This is a genomic window from Sulfitobacter sp. HNIBRBA3233, assembly GCF_040149665.1.
Classification (GTDB): Bacteria; Pseudomonadota; Alphaproteobacteria; order Rhodobacterales; family Rhodobacteraceae; genus Sulfitobacter; species Sulfitobacter marinivivus.
The window spans coordinates 2265932-2287838 of sequence record NZ_JBEFLP010000001.1 but is presented as its reverse complement, the minus strand read 5'-3'; the positions used below and the strand labels follow the sequence as shown (position 1 = coordinate 2287838).

Sequence of the window (21907 nt, the reverse complement as noted above, 5' to 3'; positions counted from 1 at the left end):
GACTATGCGCGCTTCAGGTGGCTTTCTTTGCGCGCCCTACCCCAGCGATCAAGCTGGGTCAATCCATCCTATATTACCGTCGTCACGTCGATAAACCACGTTGACGCCGTTCTTACCCTCTTTCTTGAAGACCAGAACCGGCGAACCCGACAGTTCCATCTGCATCACGGCTTCACCGACCGAGAGTGTAGCGATTTTTGTTTGCATCTCGGCGATGATCATCGGCTGCAATGTATCTGGTTCTTCCCCTTCGGCGTCGGATTCAGATGCCAGAATATACGCGGAGGCCCCCAAAAGTTCAACGGGCTCAGCCCGTTCTTTGTGATGATCTTTCAACCGTCGCTTGTAGCGTCTGAGCTGCTTTTCCATCTTTTCGCTGCATGTGTTGAAGGCGGCGTAAATTTCCGTCGCGTGCGCCTTGGCAGAGGCCGTCAGACCCGTCGACAGGTGAACCGTGGCCTCGCAGACATATTCATGGCCCGACTTGGAAAAGATCACCTGAGCATCAGTCGGCCGTTCAGCGTATTTCTGGACTGCACTGCCAAGTTCTTCTTTGACGTGGGTCTGCAGCGCGTCGCCGATATCGATTTGTTTTCCGCTGATTTGATACCGCATGGTGTCTCCTTTGTGTTGAGTGGCACCCGGACACGAAGGCGGGCGCGTGCGGGGCACGCGGCGCGAACGATTTCAGATGCCGGAAGAAGCGACTGCCGTTTGCTTGTTTTCAGCCGACCCCCCGATAGGAAGCGCGGCTTTGAGAAACGAGAAAAGCAATGTCGCCATACCTGATTAGAGGGACAAACGCGGCCTTGTGTCAATGATTTCAGTCACCGGTGGCGCAGATTCAAGCGATCGGGCGGCTGCTGGCAGATTAGGAAATCTTGAAGTTATCGCCGAGGTAGACGCGGCGCACGTCGCCGTTCTGGACCACCTCGTCCGGCGTGCCCGACATCAGCACACGGCCTTCGTGCAGGATGTAGGCGCGATCCACGATTTCGAGCGTTTCGCGCACGTTGTGGTCTGTGATCAGGACGCCGATGCCGCGATTTTTCAGGTCGGCGACCAGATGGCGGATGTCGCCGACGGAAATCGGGTCGACGCCGGCGAAGGGCTCGTCCAGCAGCAGATACTTGGGATCTGCCGCAAGGCAGCGCGCGATTTCGACGCGCCGCCGTTCCCCGCCCGACAGGGCCAGCGCGGGGGCGCGGCGAAGGTGTTCGATGGAAAACTCGCTCAGCAGCTCTTCGAGCCGCTTGCGTTTCTTGCGCCGGCTCGGCTCGGCAATATCCAGAACGGCAAGAATATTCTCCTGCACACTCAGGCCCCTGAAGATGCTCATTTCCTGCGGCAGATATCCGATGCCCAATTGCGCGCGGCGGTACATGGGCAGGTTGGTGGCGTCCTTGCCGTCGATGAGCACGGTGCCGCCTTCGGGCGTGACCAACCCTGCGACAGCGTAGAATGTCGTGGTCTTGCCCGATCCGTTGGGACCCAGCAGGGCGACAACCTCACCGCGGTGCAGTTCCATCGAAAAATCGCGGATCACGACCTTTTTGCGGTAGGATTTACGCAGATGCGATATGCGCAGACCTGCGTCGCCGTCGGATACTGTAAGGTCAGGTGGCATCAGTCGCCGCCAGTCTGCAACCGGGTCCGCACGTTACCGCGCATCCGCGCTGTCCCGTCCTCGAGACGAATTGTCATCTCGTCCGCGCTGAGTGCGCTTTGGCCCTGGGCAAGCAATACGTTGCCGGTCATCACGATGGTGCCGGTATCGATGCTGTAATCGGCGCGCTGCGCCTCTGCGGCATCATTGCCCGAGACGAGCGTCACACCGCCGGTCGCCTCAAGCCGCGCAATGCCGCTCTGCTCTGCACGGTACACGACCATGACGCGGGCGGCTGAAAGGCGCATCTCGCCCTGGCCTATGACGACATTGCCGGAAAAAACCGCTGTTCCGGTGTCCTGATCGACCGACAGCTCGTCCGAAGAAACTTCGACCGGGAGCGAGGTGTCCTGTGCGATGGTTCCGAAGGCCACGCTGGTGCCCTGTGCAAGGGCGGCGGTAGACAGAAGTGCCGCGGCAGCGGCGATCATCAGCAGGCGAAGACCCATTTCAAAACACTTTCACAGTCAGTTGGGTGTATATACCAGCTTGACCCCGCCACTGAAAAGCATTTGCGTGCCTTCGCCCGTCGGCGGTGTCGAGATTGTCATGTTGCCCGCTGTCAGCGTGCCGATAGGCCCGAACGCCTCCACGGTTTGTGGCGCGTAAAGTTCGACGGTCGATATCTGCGACGTGATCAGCGGTGTATTCACCCTGTACCCGGATGATGTAACCACGGTCACATCGCCTTCAAGGGACGCGCTGTCATCCCCCATGTTGAGAGTGACCGCATTCGCACTCAGCTGCACCGTAGAATCGTCAGCCGAAACGATACGGGCGCGTACGTTCTCCGCGCGGTTGCTGCCAACGTCCTCGCGCGGAGTGATGATCGTGTCGGCGGAAAAGCTGATCTTGTCACCGCTCGCTGTCGTGCTGGAAAAGAAGGGGCCGGTGATTTGCTGGTCGCGCAGCCGGTTCTGGATTTCCTTCTCTGCGAAGGGGATGACGTTTTCGGTCTTCATTGCGCGAGAGACGAGAAACAGTGTCGATAGAATCGCGAGCGCGGCGAGGGGCAGGGCAAACTTGAGCCACGCGATGGTGCGTGAATACCGGTCCCCCCTCGACAAGCGCTCCCGCCGCATCATGAATGCGCGAAGATGTCCGTATCGGGCCAGCCTTCAAGATCGAGACGGGCGCGCATCGGCAGGAAATCGAAACAGGCCTGCGCAATGTCCATGCGCCCCTCGCGCAGAAGCATGTCGTTCAGGGCGTCGCGCAGCTTGTGCAGATACAGAACGTCCGACGCCGCATAGTCGATCTGCGCCTGCGTCAGCTCCTCCGCTCCCCAGTCACTGGATTGCTGCTGCTTCGAGATGTCGATCCCCAGAAGCTCGCTCAGCAATTTCGCAAGGCCGTGGCGGTCGGTATAGGTTCGGATCAGGCGGCTGGCGATCTTGGTGCAGTATACCGGCGCCGCGGTCGCGCCGAAGGCATTCAGCATCGCGGCGATGTCGAACCGTCCGAAGTGGAACAGCTTGAGGGTATCGGGATCTTCCAGAAGGCGGCAGAGATTCGGTGCCTCGGTCTGGCCCTTGGCGATCTGCACCAGATGCGCGCGGCCATCGCCGCCGGACAGCTGCACCACGCAAAGCCGGTCGCGGTGCGGGTTGAGCCCCATCGTCTCGCAATCGATTGCGACAATCGGACCAAGGTCGAGCCCGTCGGGAAGATCATTCTGATAAACGCTATGAGTCATGGCTGCTCTATACTCTGCGGAACGGGCGCTGGAAAGAACATCCCGCCTAGGCGGGCCGGATTGTGCTGAGATCCGGGCGCGGCAGCTGCGCAAGAAGGCTGTGAACATGCGCGTGGCAGAGCGTTCCCGCCCAACCTTCGGGCAAAAGGGTCGCGGGAAGCGGGGGGTGTCGCAGGATGATGCGCCGCCAGTTATGAACGATCAGGCAGCGCAGGACCGTCAGTTGTAGCGGCGTAAGGGTGGCCGCACCCAGCCGCCTGTCCGCCGTTCGCAGGATCGGCAGAAGGGCTGCGTATTCATCGGTCAGCATCGCGTCGGCAAGCTGCGCGCCGAGCCAGCCGGGCGGATCCGAACCCTCAAGCCTCAGGGCGTGTTTGGGCGGCTCCGCTTTCGCCCCGCCGACATAGATGCGCGGGCCCAGTGGCGCGAAGCCGCGCTTTGCCATTTCTTCCGGTGCGGCCACAGTGGCATCTTCCAGCAGCGCGATCTGCCAGTCTTCCTCCGCTGTGCCGGACGGGGCATAGATGCGGGCGCTCGCCTCGGCGCTTTCTTTCCGGCTTTTGGGGGTCAGCGCGTGGCGGCGGGTTCTGCCGCGCTTTTCCGAGATGATCCAACCATCGTTGCGCAGGCGGTGCAGCGCCACGCGCACGGCTTCGGGGCGGATGTCCATCGCGGCCATGACCGCGGACAGTACGGGCCCGTCGATCGCGGTTCCCTCGTTCTGTGCAAGATCACCGAAAAGGGTGACCATAAGCGACCAGACCCTCTGCCCTCCCAGCGCGAGAAGTGCCTCAACCGTTTCGGTGTAGGGGTCTGGTTTCATTTGCGCAAAACCTTGCGGTGGGCGCGGCCTGCCCACGCTGGCCCGCGATCTGGAATACGTGACCGGTTTCGCGCGTTAACGAGGAACGGATCACTCCTCCGGTTGGGCGAGGCGGTAGGTGACAACGGGCCATTCGTCCTGTCGCAGTGCGGTCATCGCCAGCCAGACCGATGTCTCGCCCACGCGGGCGCGGCACCACGGTCCATCCGATGCCGTCAGGCACTGGTTGACCCGCACGCGGGTGCCCTGCGCGATATTACCGACAGAAGCGGCGTCGCGGCGCGGTTGCGCACGCGCGTTGATCGTCGCGAGGGTTTCGATGGTGGCAAAGCCTTCCTCGGCATTGACGGCGGGGATTTTCAGATCGCTGGCCACGGCGCATTGCTGCGTGAAGCCCACAAAGTAACATTTATGCTTGCGCAATGCGGCTGCGATCTGGGCACTGCTTCCATCCCCCTGTGCCCGTTCAATGACAAGGCTGGTGTCGGTTTCGTTCAACTCCCCCGTCACACGAAACTGGTTGCCGCCCATCACGGCAAGTTCGGCCGTGGGCGTCGAAAGGATAATGCGGCCTTCGCGGATCGCCCAGCGGTCCACCAGCTCAAGCGGCGCGGCGCACCCGTCTGTCGTGACCGGCAGAACATCGTTCACACGATCCGATTGCAGCGTCAGCGCACAGGGATCCGCACTGTCATGCTGGGCGGGATCGAATACATACCACTCCCCCGAAAAGGCATCGATGAATTCCTGTTCGGATTGCGCGAAAGCCGATGATGCGAGGCCCGCCGCCGTGGCCGTGGCAAGGAGAATACGCGTAATTCTGTTCATGGGGTTTCCGTCTTTTCGAGTTATTCTGCGGGGGCGCCGAGTGTGGTGGTCGCGATCCCGATCGGGGCGCCATCTGCCGACAACTCAAGTGTGACACGAAGGCTCAGGTCATCCTGCGCGGAGAGCGAGGTTTGTGCAACTGTATCGCTGCTGCCGTTGCTGACCGGGATCTTCCGGCTCTGGCTGGTTTTGGCGCGTCCGGAGGCATCCGATTTATCGATGGTCAGGGTCGCCGTGACAGTACCGTCTCCCAGCCCGTTCACGTGACCTGTGATCAGAAGCCCGGTGTCCTGCGGCGTGATCTCGATATCGGGCAGGGCGAGCGTGCTGCCTGCCGAGAGGGAAGATACACTTGCCAAGGTTGTGACCAGTCCGAGTACCAAAGAGCGGATCATGCGCCCGCCCTCCTTAATTGCTGAATGTCTGGTTGATAGTGAGTCTGCCGCCATTGGTGGTGACGGAAGGAACAACGCTCGGGGCGGTAATGATGTTGTTGCCGTTCTGGGTCAGGGTCACATCGGCACCGGCGCCCGTTACCGACAAGCCGGTGCTGTTGTTGTTGCCATTCTGGAGCAAGCGGCCTACGGCGCGCGCGCCAGTCACTTCGACAAAGCCCGTGTTGCCGTCGCCCCGCTGTTCCAGAAACCCGCTCGCCCCGTCACCCGACACATTCAGGCGCCCGTCGTTGTCGATGCCGACCTGCGTCAGCACGCCCGTGGCCAGCAGGCCGCTGAGATTCACGTTGGCGTTGTTGCCCGTGGTCCCGCCGTCTGTTGTGATCTGGTTCAGTGCGACGCGACCATCGGTATTGGCGATATTGACCTGTGCGGTGTTCCCGCCGCCGATCTGCTGCGCGGGTGTGTCGCTGTCCAATGCGCCGCTGATGGTCGAGTTCGTGGCAAGGGACTGATCGACGAAAAGGGTATTGCCACCGGCACCACCGATGCTGCTGTCTTGCGTGATAAACAGCCGGTTGTCATCGGCCTGCACGGCGGAAACAGTTGCGACAACTGTAATGGCTGCGGTGAGGGCGCGAAAAGACCAAATAGGCATCATGTCATCCGTAATTCAGTGAAACAATAATGCCTTGTCTTATCACATGTTTTGCGAAACCGAAAGCCTGTTGCCCTGTCCCTGCTGGCTGAACTGCGTCCGGTTTGCGTAACCGGATTGCTGAACAACTGCCATGTTTCCTGTGCCGCTGATGCTGCCGGATACGCTGTTATTACTTCCGGCCTGCGAAATCGCGAAAAGGTTTCCAATTCCCGATACGGACAAAACAGCCAGCTGGGCGTGACCGGTCTGGCGAATCGTGCCGGCCTCAAGCGGGCCGAACCACGCGGGATCGCTGGGATATTCGGCGCTGGCCCCGCCATTTGCCCGACCCGAGAAGGTAATCTTTGCGACATGTCCCGCGTCCGGGGATTGCACGATTGTCAGCGTGTTCTCCTCGATCCCGACGATTTCGAGAGTGTTAAGAATAAGTGTCTCATCGGCGGCCGCCGTGGTGGCTGCGCCTGTCGAGATCACGACCGCCAGTGCGGCTGCGGTGCGGAAGTTGAACATAGGAGCCTCGTTTTTGTTGACTGCTTCAACGACGAGGGTCCGATATAATTCTGACGGGATTGCGGTTGGTTTAAGACGACATCTGGCAAATCAACGTAAATTCGCGTTCTGAACGAAAAAAGAGGCGACCCGAAGGCCGCCTTTCTCTGATTTCCTGATGTGGATCTTATCAGCCGACTGTTTCGCCGGGCTCTGCGCCGGAGGGCGGCAGGGCAGGTGGCGGTGCTGCGCGCTGCTGCTGTTGCGGTGTCACGCGGCGTTCGATCACGCGGCGCGTGACCTGGGCGCTGCGGCTGACCGGACGGGTTTTGACCGTCTGTGCCGCGTTGCGGGTGTTCGGCAGACGGATCTGGCGTGCGGTCGCGGGCACCTCACCCTGGTATTTCTGGGCGCGGTAGTTCGCGACATAGCTGTTGCCGGCCTGTTCATCGGCAAAGGACCAGACGCCCAGTTCGGACCCTTCCGCGATCAGGGCCATCACGGCTTTCTCGATGGCCTGTTCGACGGCGATCTGCTTGGGCTCGTTGGTGGCGATACCGGCTTCAGCCTCAAGCAGCTCGTCCAGCGCGATATAGCGGAAGATCGAACCGCGGTCGGACACCGATGCGATCGGTTTGCGCACCACGACAGAGGCCAGAACCTCGCCGGTGTTGGTCGAGATCGCCCGCAGCGACACGGTCACCAGATCAAGCTTCCACTGGCGGTCGCCGCCGATGCCGAGATACCGCGCGCCGAAGCCACCGGTCATGCTGTTGCTGTCGTAGCCGATGATCCCGCCCTGCAGGATGATCCCGGAATGATCGAGAGGGGCAAGCGCGGCTGGATTGACGTTTTGCTCGTTGCGGTAGATGCGGCGCATCTCGGTCACGATCTGACGCTCGCGGATCAGCGATTCAAGGTTCGACCGGTCAAGGACGGAGAACCAGCGCCGTTCCCCTGCGTCTTGCAGTGCCTTGATCAGCATGGGCGCGCCGCCCTGCGTCACTGCACGCGACAGGGACTGCACGTTTGTGGGTTCCTTGTACTGCCCCGTGAGGTCGGGAAAATCATAGACCGACACGGTAACCCGGTGGGCGGGCGCAGGAACTTCGCGCAGGGCGCGGTTCTGCGGGGTGATCTGGCTGAATTGTGCCTGATACTGCCCTTCGGTCAGATCGGTCATGGTCGTGCAGGCGCTCAGGCCCGCTGCGACGCAGGCGAGGGCAAGCCTCCGGAGTGTCTGCCGTATTGCCATATGCTCTTTCCTCAAATCGCGTATTTCGGTGGCTGTGCCATGCGCCCTGTCAGCTTCCTGTAACCAGCTGGGGGACAATGATTTCGGTCACGGTGCCGTCAAGTGAATCTGTAATCAGCAGGGTAATGCTGTCGAGGGACCGGTCGAATTGAACCGTCGTCGTGCCGAATGTCACCAGGCCGGTCTCTTGCGGGTTATCACCGAAAATCGCGTTGGTGACCTGACCGGCAAGCGCCGACAGCAAACGCCCTTCAAGCTGGCGCACAAAAAGGTCCGCGTCGGTCGGGCCGGCATCGCCGCCATCCACACCGTCGCCTGCGCCATTGCCGCGGTTGGCATCGCGCGCGGTCGCGTCGCGCTGGGCGTTCGCGATAGACAGAAGGTGGCTGGAATTCAGGGCATTACCACCGAAGGAAGGGTTGATGGGGGTATAGACGAGATCCTGCGCGGCGATGGGCCCTGCAAGGAGGGCTGCACATGCTGCACACAGGCTCGCGCGTCCGGCTTTGGCAAAAATCTGCATCATAAACCTCATTTCGGTGTCGGGGTTACGTTACAAACGTCGCCCTGATCTGCAATAGACAAACAGTAAAATACCTGATCTTGACAGTTCCACTTATCATCTCTTCCGCCCGTAATAAACGTACATAATTAAGGCATGTACCATTGTTGCCATCGCGCCACTTTCGCGATTCGAAGAGATAAATTCCCTTATGAATTGAACTATTCCCGCAATACTAGAAATTCGATTGAACATTAATTCATATCAAAGCCGGATCGTTTCCAGATTGCCGAGAATGGGGCTAAAATAAGGCAAAATTCGGGAAATAAGTTGCTTCATTAAAAATTATCTTCAATTCTCGAAGCGACGTTTGGGGGGAGGATCCGGCCGATGCCGTGGTCGTTTCGGCCTTTGCTGACAGCGGTCACTGTTTTCGGTGAACCAGCCCCCTATTCGACAACGAACGATTTAACGAACGAAATTCTGGAGATTTCTAGTGAAACTTACGAAAATTGGCTTCGCGGCATCCACTGCATTGTGTCTGTCCATGGCCTCCGCCTATGCGGACTCGAACGAGGCGTATCTCACTCAGACGAAAGACAACCACTCCGCACTGATTGATCAGTCGGATGGCAGCGGAAACAAGGCAGGCCGCAGCGACGGCGCGATCTTGCAATTCGGCCGGAACACAACTTTGGGTAATACGCTTACCATTGATCAGGATGGTAGCAATAACGCGGTCGGTACAGGTCAGGTTGCAGCCGGTGAGAACACGGGTTTCTACCAGTTGAACCAAAGCGGCCCCGGCAGCACAGCAACTATTTCGCAAGATTCCTCCGGGACAGCAGCGGCGTTGGGCAACTCCATCGTGAAGGTCTATCAGAGATCCGAAACGGCAAGTGCTTCCGGTAGCCTTCTGGTGGCCACGCAGACCGGTGACGAGAACGAGATTACCAGCGTTTCTCAGCGGCGCAACGGGTCCACAGATGGATCTACCGCAGGCCGCCTTGGCCACACGGCCACTCTATCGCAAACAGGGAACGACAACCTGATCGCACTGGTCAATCAGAGCGGCGCCAACCAGTCCGCGGTACTGTCCATCACCGGCAACTCCAACGGTCGTGGTACGCTCAGTGGACTTGCGGCGGTCGGTGCAGCTGATTCCTCCGCCGTTCAGAGCGGTTCCAGCAACCGTCTGAACTACATGGTGAGCGACGGCGACAACAACCAGTTTGGCTTCTTGCAGGCAGGTAACGGCAACTCTGCCGAAGGGCTGACCATTCTTGGTGATCGCAACGAACTGGGCATCTACCAGAGCGGCAACACAAACACTGTCTCGCTCGCCGCCGTGACCGGGGACGATAACGTGATCGGCCTGACGCAGAACGGCGTCGGCAACACGGCGTCGGCAAGCATTCTGAATGGCGGAAGCAATAACGAATTCGGCATCATGCAGAACGGTGTGACCAACGTGGCGTCCCTTTCCATCGACGGCGACGACAACGGCCTCAGCTCTTCCACGGGCCTTTTCGGTGTCGCGGCGACAGTGGGTGGTCTGGACGGTATGATTTCCCAGTGGGGCACCAGCAACGAGGCAACGCTGACAGTCGTCGGGAACGGCAATGCCTTCGCGCTCGGTCAGGGCGCCGCGCTTGGCGACGGTAACGGCAACCTCATCACAGGTGTTGTGAGCGGAAACAACAACGCCGCCGCTGTGTCCCAGTTGAGCAACGGCAACACGGCAGTGTTCACGCAAACCGGCAACGGCAATGCGGCGGGCATCAGCCAAGGCGTCACATCGCCCACAACCTGAGCCACTCAGGTGTCCACAGCTAATGCTCCGGGCGGACTTCTTTCGCCCGGAGAAACCAACTCAAGACCGGAGTGATCCATGTCCTATCGTTCAATTGCGCTGAGTGCCGTTGCCGGCCTCGTCCTTGCCTCTGCCGCGCAGGCGCAGAGCAACCGGGAAAACGACGTGTTGATCGACCAGATCGGGACCGACAACTCCGCCATCATCAACCAGACAGGGCAGCGAAACCTTGCAGGATCGATAGTGCAGCCGATGGTCCAGGATGGCATCTTCAACTCGCTCGACATCACGCAGACGGGGCTCGACAACCAGATCGGGCGTATCGGTCGCGGTCTGTTCCAGTTCGGGCGCCGCAACACGTCGGTTATCTTCAACGAGATCACGATCATTCAGGATTCGGACCTCAATATCCTAGGAAGCGTGGTCCAGAGGTCGCGCGGTGCGGTGACGAACGGTGCGAACACGCTGTCGATCACCCAGCAGGGTGGAAACCGAAACCGTATCAACGCTGTCCGTCAGATACAGGAAGCCGGTGAACAGGGCCAGCGCGCCACTGTCGTGATGACCGGCCGACGCAACCTGATCGCGTGGGTCGAGCAACTGTCGAACGATACCGGTATCGACGACAGCAACGAGATCGACGTGACCATCGTGGGGTCGAACAACGGGCGGCTGTCGCTCAGCGGTTTTGCGGCGGAGCCCTCGCTGCTGGACAGTTCGATCGTGCAGGAAGGCGACACCGTGGACACGCAAGTCCACGGAAACAAGATCAACCTGCTGATCGTCGGCGACGATAACCGGTTTGGCCTGCGTCAGGGGGGCCGCAAGAACAGCATGGGCCTGCTGACGATCAACGGTGACGAAAACCAGATCGGCCTGCGTCAGGACGGCACCGAAAACAATATCCAGATGTCGGTGATCGAAGGGGACGGAAACGAAGTGGGGATTGACCAGATCGTCACCAACACTGCTTCCGTCAACCTGATCGGATTCAGCAACGACAACCGCATCTATGCTTTCCAGCAGGGTACAAACGAGGTGACAGCGACCGTCGAAGGCAATCGGAACACGCTGCGCAACGTGCAGGATTACCTGTCCGGGCAGGGCGGGAACAACCTTGCGACGATGGATGTCTTCGGCAATCTGAATTTTGCGGACCTTGAACAGCTTGGCGGCGGGATCGGGGCCTTCGGTGACAACATCTTCAGCCTCGAGATCATCGGGGATCGCAACAATGCCGGTGGTCCGCTTCTGGGCGCGGCGTCGCGCGGCGGGCTGACGCCCGGTTTCTTCCGGCAGTCGGGCAGCGGCAACGAAATGGCGTTCACGGTCGCGGGCAGCGACAACCTTTTCGCGGCGGCACAGACCGGCGATGCCAACGCATTGACCGCAGTGATTAGCGGCGAGGCGAACCAGGCGGCGGTCGTGCAGATCGGCAGTTACAACGTTGCCAGCCTCATTCAATCGGGTAGCGGCAACAACGCCGGTATCTACCAGTAATTCAGACTAAATAAGACCCGGGATTTAAATTATGAAACGCGCATTTTTCGCTTCTGCATCCACACTGGCCGTTCTTGTTGCGACGGCAGGCTACGCCGATGAAAACCGGGCCGCGATGGTTCAGGACGGATCGTTCAACGCCGGTCTGATCGAACAGGACGGTCGCAAGAACACCTCGGCCCTGCGCCAGTCCGGCGATACAAACAGCGCATCCGTCACACAGACCGGATCCGACAACATCGCCGCGCGTCTGGGTCTGGGGGCTGATCCGGTCGAGCGTGCGCTGACGCAGGTAGGCGACCGCAACGATCTGACCGTTGAACAGACCGGCGACGGTGAAATCCTGTTCCGCAGTTTTCAGCGCGGCCGCACGGGTGCGGCGGCAGCGCAAAACACCGCGACGGTGGTTCAGGGGGGCGGGGATGACAACCTTGTCTCCAGCCTGCGGCAGGTCAATCGCGATGCAAGCGGCGCGGTGAATACCATGACGGTTACGCAATCTGGCGATGGGAACATCATCGGACGGCGGCCCGCAACGGGGACGGGGCCAAGCCTTGACCAGCTCGGCAGCGGCAACAGCATGACCGTTACGCAGAGCGGCAAAAGCAACGGCGCCGCGTCACGCGGTAATCCCCGGACAGGTGACTTTGGTGCTTTCGTCGGCCCCTTCGGTGTCGAGCAGGGAACGGCATTGCAGGACGGAAACACCAACACGCTGGTCTATGACGCCATGGGCAACCTGAACCTGTTCGGCACCGAGCAGGTCGGCAGGATGAACACCGCGACCGCGGTCGTCACCGGAAACAGAAACGAAAACCTGCTGTTACAGAACGGTAGCACGAACGATGCAATCCAGACCATTGACGGCAATGCAAACGATGTCGTTACGCTCCAGTACATTGGCGACAACACCGCCAGCACAATAATCTCGGGGTCGCGCAACACGGCGGTCACCGATCAATTTTCCGGCGGCGGTTCAAACACCTCTTCCATCGTGATCGACGGTGATCTGGCCGCGGGCGATGGAAATGACGTGAAAATCCTTCAGGACGGCGCAAACCAGTCGGCGGTGGACATTTTCGGGGACCGTTCGGAGGTCTACGTGGATCAGGACGGCACGAACACGTCGACAATAGGGATCACGGGCGCGACCGAAGGAAACGGCAACTATGTTGACGTAAATCAGCAAAACGCCGGTGTCTTGCCGAACACCTCCGCCATCGCGATCTCGGGTGACAGAAACGATGTTGTCGTCGATCAGATCGAGCAAAACAGGCTGACTGTCTCGGTGACCGGTGCCGCAGATGCCGGTTCGCCGGACGAAGGAAACGGCAACACGCTGAGCATTTTTCAATTCGGCCTCAACGTCGGCACACTGTCCGTCAGCGGTGACCGCAATAATGTGATCCTGTTCCAGAACGGCGACCGGATGACTGCGAATAACGTCGCGACGATCACCATCAGCGGCACCTCCAACGAGGGGGATGCAAACAGTGTCAGAGTTGACCAGACCGGTCTTGACGGTATCGCAACTGTGGACATCACCGGTGACCGCAACGACGTCACCGTCAGCCACCGCGGAGGGAATACCGCGTCAGTCCTCATCGGCGGCGCGAATGGTGGCGAGGGCGATCGCAACGTCCTGAGAGTGAGACAGTCCAACACACCGTCTGGCGGTCTTCAGAATATTGTCAACGCGTCGATCTATGGCAGCGAAAACAATACGGCGGTTAGCTTCACCGGTGCCGATGCGATCGCCGCCGCAGGCACAGAAGGCACTGGCCTTGAGCCCGGTGATATCTTTCAGCGCGGACACGGCAACAACATCGAACTGTCGATTGGCGAGCTGACGTTTGAATCGAATTCCAACTCCGTTGCATTCAGCCAACGGGGTTACAACAACACTATCATCGGCACAATCTCCGGTGGCGATGCCAATCAGGTCGCCGTGGTACAGGTCGGCAACGCGAATATGACCAGCTTCAACCAGATCGGCAGCTTCAACGTGCTTGGTGTGACGCAGTAAGCGCAGTCCGACGTCGCAAGATAAATTCCCGGCACCCGAAGCGGTGCCGGGTTTTTCGTGTCACGCCAGTGGTTCAGCGCGAAACGCGATCGCCCTGACCCGGTGACGCCGCTTCTTGACGCGCAGGGGTGCAACAGGAACAGGGGCCTGTGCGCTCGTGCATGCGCAAACGTGCGCAGATCAGCGAATGATGAACCCTTGTCACTTCTGACGAATACCAATTAACCTTACCGAACGAAATTCGGAGGGCGTATGAAAACTCAGGTGGCGATTGTCGGCGGCGGGCCATCGGGTATGTTGCTTGCCCAGCTGTTGCATGTCCGTGGCATCGATAGCGTTGTGCTGGAGCGCAAGACCAAGGACTATGTCCTGAGCCGCATCCGCGCCGGCGTACTGGAGCAGGGTCTGATATCACTGATGGAGGAAGCGGGCTGCGCCGACCGGATGCACGCCGAGGGCTTTACCCACAACGGAACGCTGATCTCCTACGGTGACGAGATGTTCCGCGTCGATTTCACCGAGCATACGGACAAACCGGTGATGGTGTACGGCCAGACCGAAGTCACCCGTGACCTTTATGCCGCGCGCGAGCGGGCCGGCGGACCGATCGAATTCGAGGTCGAGGATGTCGAGATACACGGTGCCGATACGACGTCGCCGTATCTGACCTACAGGGTGGGAACGCAAGAGCGGCGGCTGGAATGCGATTTCGTTGCGGGCTGCGACGGTTTCCATGGCGTCAGCCGCCAGACCATTCCGCTGGATGTGCGGCGCGAATACGAAAAGGTGTATCCGTTCGGCTGGCTGGGTGTTCTGTCGGAAACGCCACCGGTCAACGAAGAGTTGATCTATGCCAACTCCGAACGCGGTTTCGCGCTCTGCTCGATGCGCAACGATACGCTGAGCCGCTACTATATCCAGTGCTCGCTGTCCGACAGCCCGAATGACTGGACCGATGCGGCATTCTGGGAAGAGCTGAAGCGCCGGATTCCCAAGGATCAGGCAGACAAGCTGGTGACAGGCCCCTCCATCGAAAAATCGATCGCACCGCTGCGGTCCTTCGTGACCGAGCCGATGCGCTGGGGTCGCCTGTTTCTGTGCGGCGACGCCGCGCATATCGTGCCCCCAACGGGTGCGAAGGGGCTGAATACCGCCGCTTCCGATGTTCATTACCTCTACAATGCCCTGCGCGATTTCTACGAAAACGGGTCCGAAGCTGGCATAGATGGCTACTCCGAAAAGGCGCTTGACCGCGTCTGGAAGACCGAGCGTTTTTCGTGGTGGTTCTCGTCCTTGCTTCACCGCTATCCCGACCAGTCCCCCTTTGATATCAAGATGCAGGTGGCCGAATTGGAATTCCTGCGCTCGAACAAGGCCGCACAGCGCGCGATGGCGGAAAACTATGTCGGATTGCCCTACTGATCCTGAGGAGAGTGCCGATGACGGATAGGTTGGAGCAGGGCAATGCAACCCGTCGCAGCGTGCTGGGCGACGCCCATGTCGACCGCGCCGCTACCGCGCAGACCGACTTTGACGCGCCCTTCCAGACGCTGATCACGGAAGGGGCGTGGGGCACCGTCTGGGCCGACGATACGATCACACGGCGCGAACGCTCGATGCTGACGCTTGCCTTGCTGGCCGCGACCGGAAACTTCGAGGAGATTCCGATGCACATTCGCGCCACCCATGCGACCGGCGCCAGCCCGCAGGATGTCATGCAGGCCTTCATGCATGTTGCGATCTACGCGGGTGTGCCAAGGGCCAACCACGCGATCAAGCTGGCGAAACAAACCTATGCCGAGATGGAGGTGGAGTTGTGAGCGATACAGGCAACGGCGGCTTCGTCCCGCGCGACAGGTCGTGGCAACCCGATGCGCTGACACCGGCTTACAAGACCAGCGTGAAACGCAGCCCGCAAGCGCCGCTTCTGTCCTTCCCAACCAGCCTGAGCGAAGAAACGTCACCGGTTTTCGGCCACGGTATCCTTGGGCCGCTGGATGCTGATCTGGTTCATAACTTTGCCGCCGCAGACCAGTCGGCCATTGGCCCGCGGATCATCGTCCACGGCTCTGTCAGGGACGAAATGGGCCGTCCCGTTCCCGATGCGCTGATAGAGATCTGGCAGGCCAACGCCGGGGGGCGCTACCGGCACCGCAAGGAAGGGTATATCGCGCCGCTCGATCCCAATTTCGGCGGCTGCGGGCGCGTTGTGACGGATGCGCAGGGACACTATGAATTCCGCACGATCCAGCCCGGCCCCTATCCTTGGCCCAACGGGATGAACGACTGGCGTCCCGCGCATATCCACTTTTCTGTTTTCGGGCATGGGTTTGCCCAGCGTCTGATTACTCAGATGTATTTCGAAGGTGATCCGCATATCCCCCTGTGTCCGATTGTGGGCGTCCTGAAATCGCAGGAGGCCGTCGATGCGCTGACCGCCAGGCTGGATATTCACCGCACCCTTCCGATGGATGCGCGTGCCTACAGGTTCGACATCGTGCTGCGGGGGCGTCGCCAGACCTATTTCGAAAACCGGGCAGAGGGGCTGTGACCGTGACGGCAAAGACCGAGTATTTGCGCGAAAGTCCCAGCCAGACGGCCGGGCCCTATGTCCATATCGGGTGCACACCGAATTTCGCCGATATGCGCATGTACGACGGCGATCTCGGGCGCGTCATGAAAACCGGTCCGGTGAAGGGCGAAGAAATCACCGTCAAAGGCACGATCCGCGACGGAACCGGGACAGTGCTGCGCGATGCGATGGTGGAAATCTGGCAGCCGGATGCGCAGGGTCTGTTCGCCTCCGCGAACGAAAGCCGTGGACAGGCGGACCCGAACTTTACCGGATGGGGCCGTTGCCCCACCGATATGGAAACCGGCGAATTTACCTTCGAGACGGTCAAGCCCGGTGCCGTGCCGTGGCCCGACGGGCGGATGCAGGCGCCGCATATCACGGTCTGGATCGTGGCGCGGGGCATCAACATCGGCCTGCACACGCGGATCTATTTCGCGGATGAAGAAGACGCCAACGCCACCGATCCGATCCTGTCGCGGATCGAACACCAGAACCGCGTGCGCACCCTGCTTGCGACCCGCGACGGGGACGGCGCTTACCGGTTCGACATTCACCTGCAGGGGCCGGATGAAACGGTCTTCTTCGATATCTGAGTATCGGGTTCGGACAGGCAGTCCGGATTTATACAAATTGTTCAGTTTTTACTGAACAGTATTGAACGACACGCCCGTTGCGGCCATATCCAGCGTAGCTCACACCGAAAGCGCGCTTATGCCGGATACCTCTGCCACCGCCGATACCAGATCCGAATTCATCGAGAAAGTCGGTATGATTACGCAGGCCGAAGGCCTTCCGCGCATCGCGGGACGTGTCTTTGGCCTGCTGATTTTCGACGGAGACGCGGTTTCCTTCGGGGATCTTGCAACGCGGCTCGAGGTGAGCCGCGGCAGCATCAGCAACAGTATCCGACTGCTCGAAGAGCGTGGTCTGGTCAAAAGGATCGCCCGCCCCGGCGACCGGCAGGATTACTTCCAGCTGGCGCCCCGGCCCTATCTGTCCTTGCTGGAAGGTGTGCAGAAGCGCACGCGGCTTTTCAGGGACGAAATTGCGCAGACAATAGATGCCTTGCCCGCCGATGCCGATGCGACCGCCCGCGTGCGCGAATATGCAGCATTCTATGCCTCGATCCACGCGGGTCTGGCCGTTGCTGTCGATGACCTGAAAAAAGAAGATGCAGATAAGCCCCGGCTGGCGCCGGAGGGGTCGAAGGATCTAGAAGATGACCACTGAAAAACACGATACCGACGCTGCGGCGCGGCAGGATCCCGCCGGGCCCGAACGTCTGGAATTTGAGTCAGATAGGGGCGCATCGCGGTCTACCTGGCTCGCGGCACTTCTGGTCTTGTTGATCGTGGGGTGGATGGGCAGCGGGTTCATCCTGCCGTCGGAGCCCGAAGAGACACCGGTATCGCGCGCGGACCCGGAACCGGTCGCCGTTGCGGTGACCACGTCCACGGCACAAAGCGTGACGCAATTCTTTCAGGCCGAAGGTCAGGCGCTGCCGGATCGCGACACGTCGCTGCGCGCCGAGACATCGGGGGACGTGACCGAGGTTCTGGTCACGAAGGGTGAGGATGTCACGGCGGGGCAGGTGATTGCCCGTCTCAACTCGTCAAGCAACGAAGCGGACGCGCGCCGCGCCGCAGAGGCGCTGGTGCAGGCCCAGCGTGAATTCGACAATGCGCAGGCCTTGCTGGAGCGCGGCGTGGCCACGCAAGACCGGGTGACAGAGGCGCGTGCGGCGCTGGCCACCGCCGAGGCGCAGGTCACCCAGACCGAACAGGCGGCAGAGGCGCTGACGATCACCGCACCCTTCGACGGGCGGATCGAAACGCTCGATCTGGACGCCGGTGAATTCGTCTCGGTCGGTGCTGATGTCGGGCGCCTTGTCGATATCACGCCCCTGACGGTTGCCATTCAGGTGCCGCAGCAGTCGCTCACACGGCTTGAGGTCGGGCAGCCCGCGACCGTGCGGTTTATCACCGGCGAGGAACGTGAGGGCACGGTTACCTTCGTCGGCACCTCTGCCGCTTCGGAAACGCGCACGTTCCTTGCCGAGATTGAAGTGCCAAACGCAGATGGTGTGATCCCTGCCGGGATCTCGGCCGAGGTCATCATCCCGACCGGGCAGGTCACAGCGCATTTCACCTCGCCGTCGGTGGTGTCGCTGGACACTGAAGGGGCGTTGGGTGTGAAAACCGTCAACGCCGACAACATCGTCGAGTTCTACCCGATCCAGGTCGTGAAGGCGCAGATTGACGGCATCTGGGTGACCGGCCTGCCCGAGACCGTCGATGTCATCACGGTCGGTCAGGGCTTTGTCAACGCGGGCGAGGTCGTGGCACCCGCCGCGCAGGAGATGTCAGGTGAATAGCCTCATCGACGCTGCCTTCTCGCGGTCCCGTGTCGTGGTCATGGCGCTTGTGATGGTGCTGGCCGTCGGGGCCTTTGCCTACACCTCGATTCCAAAGGAATCCAATCCCGAAGTCCCGCTTCCGCTGTTCTACGTATCCACCGGGCTGGACGGTATCAGCCCCGAGGACGCCGAGCGCCTGTTGCTGGAGCCGATGGAGACGGAGTTCGCCTCGATCGAGGGTCTGGACAGCATGAAGTCGGATGCGTCCGAAGGGTTTGCCAGCATCCAGCTGGAATTTACCCCCGGTGGCGACAACGACGAAGCGCTGGACAAGGTGCGCGAGGCCGCGGATCGCGCCGAAAACGATTTGCCCGAAGATGCGCGCGACATCACGATCACCGAGATCAACACAGCGCTTTTCCCGATCGTGACGGCAATCCTGTCCGGCCCCGTTCCGGAAAGGATGCTGAACGATCTGGCCGAGCAGCTTCAGGAAGAGATCGAGGGCCTCGAAGGCGTGCTGGAAGCCGAGATCGGCGGCCAGCGGTTCGAGTTTCTGGAGGTATTGATCGATCCCACCGTCTTCCAGACGTACAACCTGTCCTTCGACGAACTGATCGGGCAGATCCAGCGCAACAACCGCCTGATCGCGGCGGGGGCGATTGAAACGGGATCGGGCCGGATCGTGTTGAAAGTGCCGGGCCTGATCGAAGATCTCGAAGACGTCATGTCGATGCCGGTGAAGGTGCGCGGCAATGCGGTTGTGACATTCGGGGATGTGGCCACCATCCGCCGCACCTTCGAGGACCCAAGTTCGTTCGCGCGCATCAACGGCCAGCCCGCGCTGGCGCTGGAGGTGACCAAAAGGTCGGGCGCGAATATCATCGACACGGTGGCGAATGTGCGAGCCCTCGTCGAAGAACTTCGCGCGGACTGGCCCGACAGCATCGAGGTGACCTACCTTCAGGACCAGTCCAAACAGGTCAAGGATATGCTCAGCGATCTTGAGGCCAATGTGATTGCGGCGGTCATTCTGGTGATGATCGTGATCGTGCTGGCGCTGGGGCTGCGGTCCTCGATCCTTGTGGGGCTTGCCATTCCGGGCGCCTTCCTTGCCGGTGTGATCGCGCTGTGGGCAATGGGCTATACGATGAACATCGTGGTCCTGTTTTCGCTGATCCTTGTGGTGGGGATGCTGGTGGACGGGGCAATCGTCACAACCGAACTCGCCGATCGCAAGCTGCAAGAGGGCGCACCGGCGCCCGAGGCCTATGCCTTTGCCGCGAAACGCATGGCGTGGCCCATCATCGCATCCACCGCGACAACGCTGAGCGTGTTCTTCCCGCTGCTTTTCTGGACAGGTATGGTTGGGGAGTTCATGAAATTCCTGCCGATCACCGTGATCCTGACGCTGTTTGCCTCTCTGTTCATGGCGTTGATCTTCATCCCCGTGGTGGGCGGTCTGATTGGCAAGAGACAGCCCCAGACCGCCAAGCAGAAGGCAGCGCTGCATGCCGCCGAGGTTGGCGATCCGCGGGACATGACCGGGTTCACCGGCGGATACGTTCGTGTCCTGCACTGGGCGATCTTGCGCCCTGCCGCGACCGTGCTTCTGGCCGTGGCGCTGCTGCTGGGGGGCTTTGGCCTCTATGGGCAGTTCGGCAAGGGTGTCAGCTTCTTCCCGTCGGTCGAACCCGATTTCATGCAGGTGCAGGTGCGTGCGCGGGATAACTTCTCGATCTTCGAGCGGGACGCGCTGGTGCGTGCGGTCGAGGACCGCCTGCTGGGTTACGACGAGATCGCGAGCATCTACGCGCGGTCCATGATGTCCGCCGGACAGGGCGACGAAGAAACCATAGGAACGCTGCAACTGGAACTTACCCCGTGGGATACCCGCCGGACCGCGGCGCAGATCGGTGCGGATATCCGCGAAAGCGTGGCGGATATCGCGGGCATCGACGTGCAGGTGCAGACAGAAAGCGGTGGGCCGACAGCCGGAAAGCCCGTCAATCTTCGAGTCACCGCGCGTGACCCGGAAAAGCAGGCCGATGCCGTCGCCGAAATCCGCGAGATCATGGACCGCATCGGTGGATTTACGGATGTGACCGATACCCGCCCTGTCCCCGGCGTCGAAGTGTCGATCCTTGTCGACCGTGCCGAGGCCGCGCGCTTCGGTGCCGATGTCAGCCTTCTGGGGCAGGCGGTGCAACTGCTGACGCAGGGGATCACCGTCGCGGATTATCGCCCCGACGATATCGACGGCTCGCTTGATATTCGCGTGAGGTTCCCGCGCGAGGAACGGTCCCTCGCCGAGTTGGGAAGCCTGCGGGTGCCGACCACGTCCGGTCTGGTGCCGATTGCCAATTTCGTGACCTTCGCGCCGTCCGAGCGGACCGGCGTGATCCGCCGGATCGACGAGAAACGCGTCACCACGATCGAGGCGAACGTGGCGCCGGGTTTCCTAGTCAACGATCAGGTGGTGGCGCTTACCGCGGCGCTGAACGATGCCGACCTGCCGGAGGGTGTCGAATTCAGCTTCGCCGGAGAGGCGGAAGACCAGCAGGAGAGCATGGTTTTCCTCGTCGGTGCCTTCATCGCCGCGATCATGCTGATGTTCGTGATCCTCGTGTTGCAGTTCAACACGTTCTACCAGGCATTCGTCGTGATGAGCGCCATCGTGTTTTCCATCGCGGGCGTTCTGCTGGGGCTTCTGGTCACCGGTCGTCCCTTTGGGATCGTGATGGGGGGCATTGGCGTCATCGCACTCGCGGGGATCGTGGTGAACAACAACATCGTGCTGATCGACACCTATAACGACCTCAGAAAATCCGGGCAGTCACCGCTGGAGGCCGTGCTGCGCACCGGTGCCCAGCGTCTGCGGCCGGTTCTGCTGACCTCGATCACCACTGCCTTGGGGCTGATGCCGATGGTGATCGGCCTGAACCTCAATTTCTTCACCCGCGAAATCGTTTACGGCGCACCTTCGACGCAGTGGTGGACCGAACTCTCATCGGCCATCGCGGGCGGACTGGTTGTGGCGACGATCCTGACAATGGTTGTGACACCCGCAATGCTGATGCTGGGCGAAAAGAAGGCGGAGCGTGAAATCGGCCTCAAGAAGCCTGCCCTCTGATTGCGCGACAGGCGGGCGGTCACCGGTGTGGCTCTGGCGCCGGTGATTCCGGTCCAGTGATCCGGTGCAAGCGACTGGTATGCGGTCGCCTCATGGAATTGCGCGAAATTTGGTCGCCTGGGTTGCGGCCTTGCCGGTCCGGCGTCGCACCCGGTGGGGCACGCAGCACGGGCGCCGTATCTGCCGCGG

General features: G+C 60.7%; 22 protein-coding genes. 10 read left to right on the top strand and 12 right to left on the bottom strand.

Annotated elements, in window-relative coordinates; genetic code table 11:
• Window positions 1-48: 48 nt before the first annotated feature.
• From hpf to ABMC89_RS11185, 12 genes are all read right to left on the bottom strand, one after another.
• Complete coding sequence (gene hpf / locus ABMC89_RS11240; RefSeq protein WP_349568019.1) at window positions 49-615, bottom strand: ribosome hibernation-promoting factor, HPF/YfiA family; 567 nt, start codon at window positions 613-615, stop codon at window positions 49-51.
• A 256-nt stretch (window positions 616-871) separates the two neighbouring features.
• Window positions 872-1630, bottom strand: a complete 759-nt coding sequence (lptB, locus tag ABMC89_RS11235; RefSeq protein WP_349568604.1) for an LPS export ABC transporter ATP-binding protein — start codon at window positions 1628-1630, stop codon at window positions 872-874.
• Entirely contained in the window at window positions 1627-2115 is a 489-nt protein-coding gene (lptA, locus tag ABMC89_RS11230) for a lipopolysaccharide transport periplasmic protein LptA (RefSeq protein ID WP_349568018.1), read from the bottom strand. The genes lptB and lptA overlap by 4 nt, the downstream gene beginning before the upstream one ends.
• Before the next feature lie 18 nt (window positions 2116-2133).
• On the bottom strand, window positions 2134-2628 hold the full coding sequence (locus ABMC89_RS11225; RefSeq protein WP_349568017.1) for a hypothetical protein: 495 nt from the start codon (window positions 2626-2628) through the stop codon (window positions 2134-2136).
• Between the two features lie 119 nt (window positions 2629-2747).
• The gene (locus ABMC89_RS11220; protein WP_349568016.1) at window positions 2748-3362 is read right to left on the bottom strand and encodes a ribonuclease D; all 615 of its coding nucleotides are present in this window, start codon (window positions 3360-3362) and stop codon (window positions 2748-2750) included.
• A gap of 46 nt (window positions 3363-3408) precedes the next feature.
• Window positions 3409-4185 carry a PaaX family transcriptional regulator C-terminal domain-containing protein gene (locus ABMC89_RS11215; protein WP_349568015.1) on the bottom strand — a complete coding sequence of 259 codons (777 nt, stop codon included), beginning with the start codon at window positions 4183-4185 and terminating at the stop codon, window positions 3409-3411.
• Window positions 4186-4275: 90 nt separating this feature from the next.
• Entirely contained in the window at window positions 4276-5013 is a 738-nt protein-coding gene (locus ABMC89_RS11210; RefSeq protein ID WP_349568014.1) for an SH3 domain-containing protein, read from the bottom strand.
• 20 nt (window positions 5014-5033) lie between these two features.
• A complete protein-coding gene (csgH, locus tag ABMC89_RS11205) occupies window positions 5034-5408 on the bottom strand; it encodes a curli-like amyloid fiber formation chaperone CsgH (RefSeq protein WP_349568013.1) in 375 nt (124 codons plus the stop codon).
• A 13-nt stretch (window positions 5409-5421) separates the two neighbouring features.
• Window positions 5422-6066, bottom strand: a complete 645-nt coding sequence (locus ABMC89_RS11200; RefSeq protein ID WP_349568012.1) for a hypothetical protein — start codon at window positions 6064-6066, stop codon at window positions 5422-5424.
• A 42-nt stretch (window positions 6067-6108) separates the two neighbouring features.
• Window positions 6109-6579 (bottom strand): hypothetical protein, encoded by a 471-nt coding sequence (locus ABMC89_RS11195; protein ID WP_349568011.1) that lies wholly within the window; start codon window positions 6577-6579, stop codon window positions 6109-6111.
• Window positions 6580-6748: 169 nt separating this feature from the next.
• Window positions 6749-7813: a CsgG/HfaB family protein gene (locus ABMC89_RS11190; protein WP_349568010.1), complete on the bottom strand. Its 1065-nt coding sequence runs from the start codon at window positions 7811-7813 to the stop codon at window positions 6749-6751.
• A 49-nt stretch (window positions 7814-7862) separates the two neighbouring features.
• On the bottom strand, window positions 7863-8336 hold the full coding sequence (locus tag ABMC89_RS11185; RefSeq protein ID WP_349568009.1) for a curli assembly protein CsgF: 474 nt from the start codon (window positions 8334-8336) through the stop codon (window positions 7863-7865).
• A gap of 475 nt (window positions 8337-8811) precedes the next feature.
• Between ABMC89_RS11185 and ABMC89_RS11180 the strand changes: the two genes are divergently transcribed.
• The 10 genes from ABMC89_RS11180 to ABMC89_RS11135 all read left to right on the top strand — a co-directional run bounded on the left by ABMC89_RS11180 (window position 8812) and on the right by ABMC89_RS11135 (window position 21718).
• Window positions 8812-10128, top strand: coding sequence for a beta strand repeat-containing protein (locus tag ABMC89_RS11180; RefSeq protein ID WP_349568008.1), 1317 nt, complete (start codon window positions 8812-8814; stop codon window positions 10126-10128).
• Between the two features lie 78 nt (window positions 10129-10206).
• Window positions 10207-11628, top strand: coding sequence for a hypothetical protein (locus tag ABMC89_RS11175; protein ID WP_349568007.1), 1422 nt, complete (start codon window positions 10207-10209; stop codon window positions 11626-11628).
• Window positions 11629-11659: 31 nt separating this feature from the next.
• Window positions 11660-13654: a beta strand repeat-containing protein gene (locus ABMC89_RS11170; protein ID WP_349568006.1), complete on the top strand. Its 1995-nt coding sequence runs from the start codon at window positions 11660-11662 to the stop codon at window positions 13652-13654.
• 252 nt (window positions 13655-13906) lie between these two features.
• Entirely contained in the window at window positions 13907-15076 is a 1170-nt protein-coding gene (gene pobA / locus ABMC89_RS11165) for a 4-hydroxybenzoate 3-monooxygenase (protein WP_349568005.1), read from the top strand.
• A gap of 17 nt (window positions 15077-15093) precedes the next feature.
• Window positions 15094-15474 carry a 4-carboxymuconolactone decarboxylase gene (gene pcaC, locus ABMC89_RS11160; protein WP_349568004.1) on the top strand — a complete coding sequence of 127 codons (381 nt, stop codon included), beginning with the start codon at window positions 15094-15096 and terminating at the stop codon, window positions 15472-15474.
• Complete coding sequence (gene pcaH, locus ABMC89_RS11155; protein ID WP_349568003.1) at window positions 15471-16205, top strand: protocatechuate 3,4-dioxygenase subunit beta; 735 nt, start codon at window positions 15471-15473, stop codon at window positions 16203-16205. The genes pcaC and pcaH overlap by 4 nt, the downstream gene beginning before the upstream one ends.
• A 2-nt stretch (window positions 16206-16207) precedes the next feature.
• The gene (gene pcaG / locus ABMC89_RS11150; protein ID WP_349568002.1) at window positions 16208-16822 is read left to right on the top strand and encodes a protocatechuate 3,4-dioxygenase subunit alpha; all 615 of its coding nucleotides are present in this window, start codon (window positions 16208-16210) and stop codon (window positions 16820-16822) included.
• Between the two features lie 118 nt (window positions 16823-16940).
• A complete protein-coding gene (locus tag ABMC89_RS11145; RefSeq protein ID WP_349568001.1) occupies window positions 16941-17459 on the top strand; it encodes a GbsR/MarR family transcriptional regulator in 519 nt (172 codons plus the stop codon).
• On the top strand, window positions 17449-18603 hold the full coding sequence (locus ABMC89_RS11140; protein ID WP_349568000.1) for an efflux RND transporter periplasmic adaptor subunit: 1155 nt from the start codon (window positions 17449-17451) through the stop codon (window positions 18601-18603). Before ABMC89_RS11145 ends, ABMC89_RS11140 begins: the two co-directional genes overlap by 11 nt.
• Entirely contained in the window at window positions 18596-21718 is a 3123-nt protein-coding gene (locus tag ABMC89_RS11135) for an efflux RND transporter permease subunit (RefSeq protein WP_349567999.1), read from the top strand. Before ABMC89_RS11140 ends, ABMC89_RS11135 begins: the two co-directional genes overlap by 8 nt.
• Window positions 21719-21907: the final 189 nt, after the last annotated feature.